Here is a 13,306-nt window from a genome sequence, read left to right on the forward strand (position 1 = left end):
TGCACAGGCCCTAGGGGCTTGGGGAACTGTCCATGTCAGTGGTTGACGAATCGCAAACGGGCGCGGCGCAGGCCGCGCACACCGAACAGGACCTGGGCCCGCTGGCCTGGGTGCTCGATGAGCTGCGCAAGTCGCTGGAAGGGGCGAGCAAGGCGGTGGCCCGTTTCGTGCGCGATGCCGATGCGGCACGCGCCTCGGACCTTGAGGAGCTTGACACCTCGGCCCTGCGCATCGCCCGCCAGCAACTGCACCAGGCCTGCGGCGCCCTCGAAATGGTGGGGCTGGGCTCTCCGGCCCTGGTGCTGCGCGGCATGGAAAGCGCCGTGCAGCGCTTTGTGCAGCGCCCCGAGCTGTGCACCGACCAGGCCGCCGCCACGCTGGAGCGTGCCAGCTTCGCGCTCATCGAATACCTGGAAACCGTGCTGGCCGGCAAGACCGTCTCGGCCGTGGCCCTGTTTCCCCAATACCGTGACACCCAGGCGCTGGCCGGCAACGACAAGGTGCATCCGGCCGACCTGTGGCCTGCCGAGCGCCGCGCGCGCGAGCCCGAGTGGGCGCGCCAGCCCGAGCCGCTGGCCTACGGCCCCGATGCCCGGGCCCTGCTCGACGGCGTGGTGCTGCGCATGGTCAAGAGCGACGACCGCGAGGCCGCCGCCCAGATGCGCGACCTGTGCCTGCGCTTTGCCGTGGGCCAGACCGAGGATGTCACCGCGCGCAGCTTCTGGAAGGTGGCGGCCGGCTTCTTCGACGCGCAGTCGCGCGGGATGATCGTGGTCGACCTGTACGTCAAGCGCATGGCCTCGCGCGTGCTCATGCAGTACGCGGCCATGGCCAAGGGCGACCGCACGCCGCCTGCGCGGCTGCTGCAGGACCTGCTGTTCTTCTGCGCCCAGGCCCGCCCTGCCGAGCAGGCTGGCGCCGCCCTGCAGGCGGTGCGCCAGGCCTACGGCATGCAGGCCCAGCCCCAGGTGGACTACCAGCAGACACGCTTTGGCCGCTACGACCCGGCGGTGCTGGTGCAGGCGCGCAAGCGCATCACCACGGCAGCCGATACCTGGTCCGCCCTTGCCGGCGGCGACCGTGCCCGCACCAAGACCGTGGTGGACCAGTTCGCCCAGGTGGCTGAATCCCTGGTCAAGCTGCACCCGGCCAGCCATGGCCTGGCGCGCATGCTGATCAAGGTGGCCGAAACCGTGGCCCGCATCGGCGAGCCGCCACCGGCCGAACTGGCCATGGAAGTGGCCACCTCCGTGCTCTACCTGCAGGCGGCCTTTGCCACCATGGACATGGGCGACGAGGAACTGGCCGAGCAGTCCGCCAACCTGGTCCAGCGCCTGGAGGAATCCCTGCAGGGCGCGCCCGCGCGTCCGCTGGAGCCCTGGATGGAGGAGCTGTACCGCCAGGCCAGCGACCACCAGACCATGGGTTCGGTCGTGGGCGAGCTGCGTGCCACGCTGGCCGAGGCCGAGCGGCACCTGGACCAGTATTTCCGCAATCCTGCCGATGCCACCGTGCTGGCACCCGTCTCGGGCCAGATGGCGCAGATGCGCGGCGTGCTGTCCGTGCTGGGCCTGGACCAGGCCACGCAGGCCATGCAGCGCATGCGCGAGACCGTGGAACGGCTGGTGCTGGGTGAGATCGACGACGCAGAACGTCCCCAGGTGTTCGAGAAACTGGGCAACAGCCTGGGCGCCATGGGCTTTCTGATCGACATGCTGAGCTACCAGCGCAGCATGGCGCGCAAGCTCTTCGTCTATGACGAGGCCGAAGGCGGCCTGCGCATCCTCATGGGCCGTCGCGGCCACCGGGCCGATGATGCGGGCAAGGCGCCCGAGCAACTGCCCGCCCTGGACACCGCCGCCGTGCCGCCGCAGCGCGAAGCCGTTGCCGTGGCCCAGCCGCTGCCCGTGCCGCAGGACGCCATCGCCGAGCCGCAATTTGCCGCGCCCACCACGCCGCCCCCGCCGCCCCCGGCTCCCGTGGACATCGCGACCGAGCCGCTGGCGCAGCCCGCGGCCGCCGAGCAGGACGCGCTGGCCGATGCCGCGGAACTGGCGCAATTCGCCAAGGCCCTCGAAGCGCCGGCCGAGCCGGTCTTCCAGCTGGACCAGTCCCTGGCCGAGCCAGAGCCCGCAGCCGAATCTGCGCCTGAAACCGTCTCTGAATCCGTCTCTGCATCCGTGTCCGAGCCCGTGCCCCCGCCGGCCGGCCTGTCGGTCTCGGAAGAAGACTCGGACGACGAACTGCTGGGCATCTTCCTGGAAGAGGCCCGCGAGGTGGTGGACAACGGCCTGCAGGCCCTGCGCGCCCTGGCCGATGAGCCGGGCAACCTCAGCGAGCAGACCACGCTGCGCCGCGCCTTCCATACGCTCAAGGGCAGTTCGCGCATGGTGGGCCTGGATGAATTCGGCGAAGCCGGCTGGGCCATGGAGCAGATGCTCAACGCCTGGCTGGCCGAGCAAAAGGCCATGCCCCAGCCCATGCAGGAGCTGGCCAGCGATGCGCTGCGCGCCTTTGGCGCCTGGGCTTCGGCCATAGAGCGCCACCAGGCCGACGCCTGGCAGGCCACGCCTTTCCGCGCTGCGGCCGATGCCATGCGCCTGGAAGGCCTGCGCGCCGACGTGGCCCTGGTGCCGCGCACACCGCGTGCCGAGCCCCTCGCACAGCCCGAACCCGAACTCGAGCCCGCACCCGCACCCGCCGCAATCGAGGAATTCGCGCCCGTGGCCCAGGAGCCGCAGGCAGAACACCTGGATGTGCCCGAGCAGGCCACGCCCGCCCAGCCCGTCCAGCCCGTCCAGACCTCTGGCGAGCTGGACTTTGCGCTGGACTTCGACCTGCTGGAACCGGACCCCCAGCCTTCGGCCGCCGCGCCTCAGGAATCGCTGGAGACACTGACGCCGCAAGCCGCCGAGGCGCCTGCCGAACTGGCCACCGACGCCGTCGAGGAACTGGACTTTGCGGCCTTCGAAGCTGCCATGCGCGACAGCGAGCAGGAGGCCCTGGCCGTCGTCGCGGGCGACCCGCCCGCGTTGCCCGAGGCCGTCGCCATCGAAGCCGAAGCCATCGAGGCCGAAGCTGGAACTGAAACTGAAACTGAAGCACCGCAAGCCGCCGTGCCCCTGGCGCCTTTCGAGGGGCTGGACCTGGATCTGGGCCTGACACCGGCAGCGGCACCCGCCGAAGCGATCGAGATGATCGCGGTGCCAGAAACGGTTGAGGCGGTTGAAGCGCCAGAAGCGGTTGAAGCGGTTGAAGCATCCGACGCAGTCGAGTCGGTCAAGGCGCTCGAGGTGCCCGAGGCAGAAACCCCGCAGGCCGAAGAGTCCGGCGACGAGGATCTGTCCGGCATCGACGCCGATGGCTTCAAGGTCGTGGATGGCCTGCGCATCAGTGCGCCGCTGTACAACGTCTACCTCAACGAGGCCGACGAATGGTCGCGCCGCCTGGACCTGACGCTGCAGCAATGGGCGACCGAGCCCGGCGAGCCCGTGCCCGACGACGCCGTCGCCTTTGCGCATTCGCTGGCCGGAAGCTCGGCCACCGTGGGCTTCAAGGCCTTGTCGGATCTGGCGCGCCTGCTGGAACATACGCTGACCCATCTGCAGCCGCAGCGCTGTGGCACGCCCGACCAGGTTGCCGCCTGCGTGGCGGCCTCCGACGAAGTGCAGCGCCTGCTGCACCAGTTCGCCGCCGGTTTCCTCAAGACGCCCCAGCCGGGCGTGGAAGAAGCCCTGCAGGCGCTGCTGGCGCTGGACATCGAGGCCGCAGACGCGCCGGACAGCCGCCTGGACGCGCTGGAGCAGCTGGACCAACTGGACCAACTGGAGCCTCAGGAAGCCAGCCATGGCACGGACGCCGTGCTCGACGCCGGTGCCCAGGCGCAGACACCGTCGGTGGCGCCCCTGGCCTACTCCATGCGCCCCCTGGTCAACGATGCGCGCCACGAAGCCGAGCTGCAGCGCCGCATCGACGAGGCCATCGCCCATGCCGTGGCCGTGGGCAGCGACCTGGACGATGACATCGATGCGCTGGACGAGGTCGATCCCGACCTGTTCCCCATCTTCGAGGAAGAGGCCATCGAGCTGCTGCCCCGCCTGGGCGCCGCGCTGCGCCGCTGGCATGGCCGGCCCTCGCTGGACGAGGCGCGCCACGAAACCCTGCGCGCCCTGCACACGCTCAAGGGCAGTGCCCGGCTGGCGGGCGCCATGCGCCTGGGCGAGATGGCCCACCGCCTTGAATCTGCCGTGGAGCGGGTCGATGGCGAATCTCCGACCGCCGAGCAGATCGAGCCCTTGCTGGGCAGCTTCGACGCGCTGCAGGCCGGCTTCGACGTGCTGCGCGTGGCCGGTGAGCAGGCGCAGGAAGCGCCGCTGGACCTGGGCGATGAAATCTCCCACGACGAGCCCGCAGCGGCTGCGGCCTCCGACGCATCGGCAGCGGCTGGATCACCGGCGGCCGCGGCCCCTGTGCCAGCGCCTGTCACTGCGCCGCTGCGCGCCGGTGCCCAGCAGACGGTGCGCGTGCGCGCCCAGCTGCTGGACCGCCTGATCAGCCAGGCTGGCGAGGTGCTGATTGCGCGCTCGCGTGTCGATGCGCGCCTGGCCCAGGCCCGTGGCTCGCTGGACGAGCTGGCCGGCAACCTGGAGCGCCTGCGCATGCAGCTGCGCGACATCGAGGTCCAGGCCGAGAGCCAGATGCAGTCGCGCCTGGCCCTGTCCAAGGACTCGGCCGTGGGCTTCGACCCGCTGGAGTTCGACCGCTTCACGCGCGTGCAGGAACTCACCCGCATGATGGCCGAGTCGGTCAACGACGTGGCCACCGTGCAGCGCAACCTGCAGCGCGACATGGCCGGCGCCGAGGACGACCTGGTCGCCCAGGGCCGCCAGGCCCGCGAGTTGCAGCGCGACCTGCTGCGCACGCGCATGGTGGAGTTCGACTCCCTGGCCGAGCGCCTGTACGCCGTGGTCCGCCAGACCTCCAAGGAGATGGGCAAGCAGGTGCGGCTGAACATCCTGGGTGGCACCATTGAAATGGACCGGGGCATGCTGGACCGCATGATGCCGGCCTTCGAGCACTTGCTGCGCAACTGCGTGGCCCACGGCATCGAGTCGCCCGAGCAGCGTGCCGCCGCAGGCAAGCCCGCCATGGGCACCATTGAAATCATCCTGAGCCAGGAGCGCAACGACGTGGCGCTGTCGGTGGAGGACGATGGCGCCGGCCTGAACCTGCAGCGCATCCGCGACAAGGCCGTGGCCCAGGGCCTGTGGCCCGAGGACCAGACGCTGACGGAGCAGGACGCCGGCCGCCTGATCTTCGAGCCCGGCTTCACCACGGCCACCGAGGTGACCGGCGTGGCCGGGCGCGGCATCGGCATGGACGTGGTGCGCTCCGAAGTCAACGCGCTGGGCGGCCGCATCGAAACCCACAGCGAGGCGGGCCGGGGCAGTGCCTTCCGCCTCGTGCTGCCGCTGACGACCGCCGTCACCCAGGTGGTCATGCTGCGCGCGGGCCAGTTGCTGGTCGGCGTGCCCGCCAGCCTGGTGGAAATCGTGCGCCGCGCGCCGCTGGAGCTGCTGCAGCAGGCCTATGCCAGCCACAGCTTCGAAGACGGCAGCGAGACCCTGCCTTTCTACTGGGCCGGCGCGCTGTGGCAGTCCTCGCTGCGCAGCGAGGAAACCGTGGGCCGCACCCGGCCCGTGGTCATCCTGCGCAGCGCGGCGCAGCGCATCGCGCTGCACGTGGACGAAGTGCTGGGCAACCAGGAAGTGGTGATCAAGAACCTCGGCCCCCAGCTGGCCCGCCTGCCCGGCCTGACCGGCATGTCGGTGCTGGCCTCGGGCGCCGTGGTGCAGATCTACAACCCCGTGGCGCTGGCCAACGTCTATGGCGACGAGGTGCGCGCCCGGACCGAAGAGGCCGAGCGCGCCGCAGGCCAGGGCGACGGCGAAGCCGTGCTGGCCAGCGCAGGGCCGGCCTCGGTGCCGCTGGTGCTGGTGGTGGACGACTCCATCACCGTGCGCCGCGTCACCCAGCGCCTGCTGCAGCGCGAAGGCTACCGCGTGGCCCTGGCGGCCGACGGCCTGCAGGCCATGGAACGCCTGGCCGAGGAGCGCCCCACCCTGGTGCTGTCCGACATCGAGATGCCGCGCATGGACGGCTTCGACCTGCTGCGCAACATCCGCGCCGACGAGGCCCTGCGCGACCTGCCCGTGGTCATGATCACCTCGCGCATCGCCCAGAAGCACCGCGAGATGGCGCGCCAGCTGGGAGCCAACCACTACCTGGGCAAGCCCTACTCGGACGAGGAACTGCTGGGCCTGATCCAGCACTACTCCCTGCAGGGCGGCAGCATCAGCGGCGGCCCGCTGGCGCCGCAGTCGCTGCAGGCGCAGCAGGTGGACAACGAGCCCCTGGGCGAAGGGGCCTGAAGGCTGGTGGCCTGAACAAAAAAGAGCAGCATCCGCTGCTCTTTTTTTATTCCAGCAGGTTTTTCAGCTGGCCTGCTTGACCACGCCGTAGCGGGCCAGCGTGCGCTCGCGCGCGGCTGCGTGGTCCACCACGGGATGGGGGTAGTCCGTGCCCAGCACCACGCCGGCCTCGGCCAGCTCCAGCGGCCGGGCCTGCCAGGGCGCGTGGCGCAGCGCGGCGGGCAGGCGGGCCAGTTCGGGCACGTAGCGCTCGATGAAGCGCGCATCGGCATCGAACTTCTGGCTTTGCGTGATGGGGTTGAAGATGCGGAACCAGGGCTGGGCATCGCAGCCCGTGGAGGCCGCCCACTGCCAGCCGCCGTTGTTGGCCGCCAGGTCGAAGTCGTTGAGCTGGCGCGCAAACCAGGCCTCGCCCCGGCGCCAGTCTATGCCCAGATCCTTGACCAGAAAGCTGGCCGCCACCATGCGCAGCCGGTTGTGCATATAGCCCGTGGTGTTGAGCTGGCGCATGGCGGCATCGACCAGCGGATAGCCGGTGCGGCCCTCGCACCAGGCGGCATACAGCGCATCGGCCTCGGGGCCGGTATCCCACACGATGGCGTCGTAGGCGGGCTTGAAGCTGGCGTGCACCACGTGCGGATGGTGGGCCAGGATCTGGAAATAGAAGTCGCGCCAGATCAGCTCGGACAGCCAGGTGGCGGCGCCCTCGGCATCATGGGGCTGGCTCTGCGTCTGCTCCCAGGCCAGCCTTGCCAGGCGGCGGATGGAGACCGTGCCGAAGCGCAGGTGCACGCTCAGGTAGCTGGGGCCCTTGACGGCGGGAAAGTCTCGCGCCTGCTTGTAGCGCGGCAGGCGCGGCAGAAAGTCGGCCAGCAGTTCCTCGGCGCCGGCGCAGCCCGTGGGCAGGCGCAGGCCGTCCAGCGTGCCGGCCTCAAAGCCCAGGTCGGCTGCGGTGGGCACGGGGCGGCGTTCGCCTTCGGGGCGCGGGGCCAGGCGCTCGGGCAGGTCGCGCTCGCTGGGATAGGCGGACAGGAAGAAGGGTGTGATCTGGCGCAGCCAGGCGTTCTTGTACGGGGTGAACACCGAGAACGGCGCGCCGGCCTGGGTCAGCACCTCGTCGCGCGCAAAGACCATGTGGTCCTTGAAACTGTGCAGGGCCACGCCCTCGGCGGCCAGGGCCTGGCGCACGCGGGCGTCGCGGGCCAGGGCGTCGGGCTCGTCGTCCCAGTTGCAGAACACGGCCTGGGCGCCGAGCTGCCGGGCCAGGTCCGGGATCTGCTCAGCGGGCCGGCCACGGCGCACGATGAGGCCGGTGTCGGCGCGGCCCGAGGCCTCGCGCAGCGCATCGTCCAGCCCGCTCAGGCTCTGGCAGATGAACTCCACGCGCCGGTCTGCACGGGGCAGGGGGGCGAGGATGTCGTCGTCGAAGATGAACACGCAATGCACCTGCCTGCACTGGCGCAGCGCGTGGTAGAGGGCGGCGTGGTCGGCCAGGCGCAGGTCGCGCCGCAGCCAGACCAAGCCCACAGGGTAAGAAGGTGGCATGGATCGCCGGTAAAATCCGTGGTTATGTCTGCTGAAACTGCGCCTATCAATCTGACGCACCACTTCCTGATTGCCATGCCTGGCCTGGAAGACGAAGCGTTCTCGCGCAGTGTGATCTACCTGTGCGAACACAGCGAGCGCGGTGCGCTCGGTCTGATTATCAACAAGCCCTCGCAGCTTACGCTGGAAGGCTTGCTGGAAAAGGTGGATCTGGCCCTGGGCCGCGAGGACCTTCGCGGCAACCGTGTCTTCAACGGCGGACCCGTGCAGACCGATCGCGGCTTTGTGCTGCACGACCCCATGGTCATCGAAGGCGCGCCCGACGACGAGTCCGCCTACGCCTCGACCATGACCATTCCCGGCGGCTTGGAGATGACCACCTCCAAGGACGTGCTCGAAGCCCTGTCCGACGGCGCAGGCCCCAAGCGCCTGCTGGTCACCCTGGGCTACGCGTCCTGGGGCGAGGGACAGCTGGAGTCGGAGCTGGCCGAAAACGCCTGGCTCACGGTGGGTGCCGACGCCAACGTCATCTTCGACACCCCGGTCGACGACCGCTATGACCGCGCCCTGGGCCTGCTGGGCCTGCAGCGCTGGATGATCTCGCCCGAAGCGGGGCGTGCATGAGCCTGCCCGCTCCCGAGTCCCAGGCAGCAGCGGCAGCCGGCACGGCCGTGCCGCCCACCGTTCCCTCCCATTTCCAGAGTTTCGTGGCCTTCGATTTCGGGGCCAAGCGCACGGGCTGTGCCGTGGGCACGCGCATGCTGCGCTCGGCCAACCCGCTGCCCACCATCCGCGCCGAGGCTGGCGAGGCCCGCCTGGCCCAGGCCGGCGAGCGCATCAAGGAGTGGCAGCCCGATGCGCTGGTCATCGGCGTTCCCTACCACCCCGACGGCAATGCGCACGAGAACACGGCGCGGGCGAAGAAATTCGGCCGCCAGCTCAAGAGCCGCTTCGGCCTGCCTGTCTATGAGGTGGACGAGCGCTACAGCACCACCGAGGCCCTGGCCGGTGGCGCAAGGGATGCCGATGCGGCCTCGGCCTGCATCATTCTTGAACAGTTTTTGAGGAGTCTTCCATGAGTGAATCCATTGCGGGAGCCGGCAGCCTGGTGCTGGACGCCGAGGCCCTGTACCGCGAACTGCTGCGCGGCGTGCGCAGCCTCATGGGGCCTGAAACCCGCCTGGCCGGCATCACCTCGGGCGGCGCCTGGCTGGTGGAGCGGCTGCACAAGGACCTGAACCTGCCCGGCAACCCCAGCGTGCTGTCCTCGGCCCTGCACCGCGACGACTTCGCGCAGCGCGGCATGGCCACCAGCGCCCAGACGCAGATCGACTTTGACGTCAACGGCGCCGACATCCTGGTGCTGGACGACGTGCTCTACACCGGCCGCACCGTGCGCGCCGTGCTCAACGAACTCTATGACTACGGCCGCCCGGCCTGCGTGCGCCTGGCGGTGCTGGTGGACCGGGGCGGGCGCGAGTTGCCCTTCCAGGCCGACTTTGCCGCCGCGCGCATCGCGCTGCCGGCCGACCGCCTGCTGTCGCTGGCGCGCGATGACGCCGGCGTCTTCCAATTCCGCATCCAAGAGGCCTGACCGTGCTGTACAAGCGCAATCCCCAGCTCAACAAGAACGGCGAACTGATCCACCTGCTGTCCACCGAAGGACTGTCCAAGGACATCCTCACCCACATCCTGGACACGGCGGCCAACTTCGTCAGCGTCAATGACCGCGAGGTCAAGAAGGTGCCGCTGCTGCGCGGCAAGAGCGTGTTCAACCTGTTCTTCGAGAACAGCACGCGCACGCGCACCACGTTCGAGATCGCGGCCAAGCGCCTGTCGGCCGACGTGTTCAACCTGGACATCGCGCGCAGCTCGGCCAGCAAGGGCGAATCGCTGCTGGACACCATCGCCAACCTCTCGGCCATGGCCGCCGACATCTTCGTCGTGCGCCACAGCGAGTCGGGTGCGCCCTACCTCATCGCCCAGCATGTGGCGCCCCATGTCCACGTGGTCAATGCCGGCGACGGCCGCCACGCCCACCCCACGCAGGGGCTGCTGGACATGTACACCATCCGCCACTACAAGAAGGACTTCGCCAACCTGCGCGTGGCCATCGTGGGCGATGTGCTGCACTCGCGCGTGGCGCGCTCCGACATCCATGCGCTGACCACGCTGGGCGCGGCCGAAGTGCGCGTCGTCGGCCCGCGCACCTTGGTGCCGCCGGACCTGGCGCAGATGGGCGTGCGCGTCTTCCACACGCTGGAAGAGGGCATCCGGGACTGCGACGTGATCATCATGCTGCGCCTGCAGAACGAGCGCATGAGCGGCGCCCTGCTGCCGTCCAGCCAGGAATACTTCAAGAGCTTCGGCCTCACGGCCGAGAAGCTGCGCCTGGCCAAGCCGGACGCCATCGTCATGCACCCGGGCCCCATCAACCGCGGCGTGGAGATCGACTCCGAAGTGGTCGATGGCCCGCAGGCCGTGATCCTGTCGCAGGTCTCGTTCGGCATCGCCGTGCGCATGGCCGTCATGTCGATAGTGGCCGGCAACGAGGCTTGAAATGAAGCACCCCCTGAGCGACTGCGTCGCTTCCCCCTCTCTCGCTACGCGGGAGGGGGACGACGCCCTCGCTGCAGGGCGGCCTTTGCTCGGCGTCCCTGAGATGGGCCATGCTTTTTCCATGCCCGGTGTCCTGGACTGAGTCCAGGCGCTTTTTGTGAATGCAAATGTTTTTGATCGCCGCAGGCCGCAGCCCATGCGCCGCCTGCGGTCTACGGGGTAGCAAACCATGAAGATACTCATCCGCAACGGCCGAGTGATGGACCCGGCACGGGGCCTGGACCAGCAGGCCGACGTGGCCATCGATGGCGGCAAGGTGCTGGCCATCGGCAAGGCGCCCGAGGGATTTGCCGCAGAACGCGAGATCGATGCCGCCGGCTGCTGGGTGCTGCCGGGCCTGGTCGATCTGGCCGTGCGCCTGCGCGAGCCCGGCCACGAGCACGAAGGCATGCTGCAGTCTGAGATGGCTGCATCGGTGGCCGGTGGCGTGACCAGCCTGGTCTGCCCGCCCGACACCGACCCCGTTCTCGACGAGCAGGGCCTGGTGGAGATGCTCAAGTTCCGCGCCGAGAAGCTGCACCAGTCGCGCCTGTTCCCACTGGGCGCGCTGACGCTGGGTCTCAAGGGCGAAGTGCTGACCGAGATGGCCGAGCTGACCGAGTCCGGCTGCATCGGCTTCAGCCAGGCCGAAGTGCCCATGACCAGCACCCAGACCCTGCAGCGCGCGCTGGCGTATGCGGCCACCTACGGCTACACCGTGTGGCTGCGCCCGCAGGAGCTGTACCTGGGCAAGGGCGTGGCCGCCAGCGGCCCGCTGGCCACGCGCATGGGCCTGTCCGGCGTGCCCGTGGCGGCCGAGACGATTGCCCTGCACACCATCTTCGAGCTGATGCGCGGCACCCAGGCGCGCGTGCACCTGTGCCGCCTGTCCAGCGCCGCAGGCGTGGAACTGGTGCGCCGTGCCAAGGCCGAAGGCCTGCAGGTCACGGCCGACGTGTCCATCAACTCGCTGCACCTGACCGATACCGATATCGGCTACTTCGACAGCAGCGCGCGCGTCACGCCGCCGCTGCGCCAGCAGCGCGACCGCGATGCGCTGTCTGCCGCGCTGGCCGATGGCACCATCGACGCCCTGGTCTCCGACCACACGCCCGTCGATGAAGACGCCAAGGTCCTGCCCTTTGCCGAGGCCGAGCCCGGCGCCACGGGCGTGGAGCTGCTGCTGTCGCTGGCCGTCAAGTGGTCGCAGGAAAGCGGTGTGCCCCTGAACCGCGCACTGGCCGCCATCACGGCATCGCCCGTGCAGGTGCTGGGATCGGCGCTGGGCGAGCTGCAGGAGCAACTGGGCCGTCTGGCCGAGGGCGGCGTGGCCGACCTGTGCATCGTCGATCCGCAGGCGGCCTGGACCGTGAAGCCCCAGGAACTGGCCAGCCAGGGCAAGAGCACGCCCTTCGGCGGCTACGAGCTGCCGGCCCGCGTGCGCTGCACGCTGGTCGATGGCCGCGTGGCATTCGAACGCCGCTGAACATGAGCCGTCTGCGCAGGGGAGGGCGCGCCACGCTGCGCGCAGCGCGCCTGTTCGGCCATGTGTGCAAGGGGCTGTGGATCGTGGCCCTGCGCTTTCCGCAGCTGCCCGAGGCGCGCCAGCACGCCCATGTGCAGGCCTGGGCCCTGCAGTTGCTGGCCCATGCGGGCGTGCGCCTGGAGATCCAGGGCGAGCCGCCGCGCCAGGGCCCCATGCTCATGGTCAGCAACCATATTTCCTGGCTCGACATTCCCGTGCTGCATGCGGCGCGGCACTGCCGCTTCATCTCCAAGTCCGACGTCAAGGGCTGGCCGCTGATCGGCACGCTGGCCACGGCGGCGGGCACGCTGTACATCGAGCGCACCTCGCGCCGCGATGCCCGGCGCATGGTGCAGAGCATGGAGGAATCCCTGCAGCGCCGCGAGATCCTGGCCATCTTCCCCGAAGGCACGACGGGCGACGGCCGCAAGCTGCTGCCCTTTCATGCCAACCTGCTGCAGGCGGCCGTGCAGATCGATGCGCCCGTGCTGCCCGTGGGCCTGCGCTTCATCGACGGCGCCACCGGCCAGATCAGCCACGCGCCCAGCTACGAGGGCGATGAAACCCTGCTGGGCTCCATCTGGCGCACGCTGTGCGCCGACGACCTGGTGGCCGTCGTCCACTATGGCCAGCCGCAGACGGCCGAAGGCCGCGACCGCCGCGTCTGGTCGCAGGACCTGCATGCCGAGGTGGACCGGCTGCGCCAGGCCTGAACGCTGCCAGCGACATGACTGACACTCTCACGCTCCGGCCCTCGCGGCCTGATGACCTTCCCGCCCTGAACGCCGTTCTCTGGGCCACCTACGACAGCACCTGGAAGCCCCAGCTGACGGCGGACAAGCATGCGCAGTTCTGCGCCTCCGGCAAGACCGCGCAGTACGTGCAGTCGCGCGGCCACCTTTTCCGGGTGGCCGAGTGCGATGGCGTGGTCGCCGGCTTCGTGGACTGGGTGGATGACTTCATCGGCGCCCTGCATGTGCTGCCGGCCTGGCAGGGGCGCGGCGTGGGCCGTGCGCTGCTGGCCCATGCCGAGCAGGCTTTGCGCGCCGCCGGCCACGCCCAGGTGCGCCTGGAGACCGACAGCTTCAACACCCAGGCCCTGGGCTTTTACACGGCGCAGGGCTACGCCACGCTGGACACCTATCCCGACGAGGAATGGGACTGCGGCCTGACCACGGTGCTCATGGGCAAGCCGCTGGCCTGAAAG

General features: G+C 69.7%; 9 protein-coding genes. 8 read left to right on the top strand and 1 reads right to left on the bottom strand.

All coding sequences use genetic code 11. The features are described from left to right. The first annotated feature begins 32 nt into the window (after nucleotides 1–32). Nucleotides 33–6,431, top strand: a complete 6,399-nt coding sequence (locus tag DA1_RS12280; protein WP_034390613.1) for an Hpt domain-containing protein — start codon at nucleotides 33–35, stop codon at nucleotides 6,429–6,431. Nucleotides 6,432–6,494: 63 nt separating this feature from the next. Here the strand turns inward: DA1_RS12280 and DA1_RS12285 are convergent, their stop codons facing one another. Beyond that, the gene (locus DA1_RS12285) at nucleotides 6,495–7,976 is read right to left on the bottom strand and encodes a cryptochrome/photolyase family protein (protein WP_034390615.1); all 1,482 of its coding nucleotides are present in this window, start codon (nucleotides 7,974–7,976) and stop codon (nucleotides 6,495–6,497) included. A 24-nt stretch (nucleotides 7,977–8,000) separates the two neighbouring features. Here DA1_RS12285 and DA1_RS12290 point away from each other — a divergent pair, with 24 nt between their 5' ends. From DA1_RS12290 to DA1_RS12320, 7 genes are all read left to right on the top strand, one after another. Further along, nucleotides 8,001–8,600, top strand: a complete 600-nt coding sequence (locus tag DA1_RS12290) for a YqgE/AlgH family protein (RefSeq protein WP_012203507.1) — start codon at nucleotides 8,001–8,003, stop codon at nucleotides 8,598–8,600. Then, a complete protein-coding gene (gene ruvX, locus DA1_RS12295; protein WP_012203508.1) occupies nucleotides 8,597–9,055 on the top strand; it encodes a Holliday junction resolvase RuvX in 459 nt (152 codons plus the stop codon). Before DA1_RS12290 ends, ruvX begins: the two co-directional genes overlap by 4 nt. Beyond that, nucleotides 9,052–9,570, top strand: a complete 519-nt coding sequence (pyrR, locus tag DA1_RS12300) for a bifunctional pyr operon transcriptional regulator/uracil phosphoribosyltransferase PyrR (protein WP_013804027.1) — start codon at nucleotides 9,052–9,054, stop codon at nucleotides 9,568–9,570. Before ruvX ends, pyrR begins: the two co-directional genes overlap by 4 nt. Before the next feature lie 2 nt (nucleotides 9,571–9,572). Next, nucleotides 9,573–10,535, top strand: coding sequence for an aspartate carbamoyltransferase catalytic subunit (locus DA1_RS12305; RefSeq protein WP_012203510.1), 963 nt, complete (start codon nucleotides 9,573–9,575; stop codon nucleotides 10,533–10,535). Between the two features lie 229 nt (nucleotides 10,536–10,764). After that, nucleotides 10,765–12,060 carry a dihydroorotase gene (locus DA1_RS12310; protein ID WP_034390617.1) on the top strand — a complete coding sequence of 432 codons (1,296 nt, stop codon included), beginning with the start codon at nucleotides 10,765–10,767 and terminating at the stop codon, nucleotides 12,058–12,060. 2 nt (nucleotides 12,061–12,062) lie between these two features. Further along, nucleotides 12,063–12,812, top strand: coding sequence for a lysophospholipid acyltransferase family protein (locus DA1_RS12315; RefSeq protein WP_034390619.1), 750 nt, complete (start codon nucleotides 12,063–12,065; stop codon nucleotides 12,810–12,812). 14 nt (nucleotides 12,813–12,826) lie between these two features. Continuing rightward, nucleotides 12,827–13,303: a GNAT family N-acetyltransferase gene (locus DA1_RS12320; RefSeq protein WP_034390621.1), complete on the top strand. Its 477-nt coding sequence runs from the start codon at nucleotides 12,827–12,829 to the stop codon at nucleotides 13,301–13,303. The last annotated feature ends 3 nt before the right edge of the window (nucleotides 13,304–13,306 follow it).

It is taken from the genome of Delftia acidovorans NBRC 14950 (assembly GCF_001598795.1).
Classification (GTDB): domain Bacteria; phylum Pseudomonadota; class Gammaproteobacteria; order Burkholderiales; family Burkholderiaceae_C; genus Comamonas; species Comamonas acidovorans.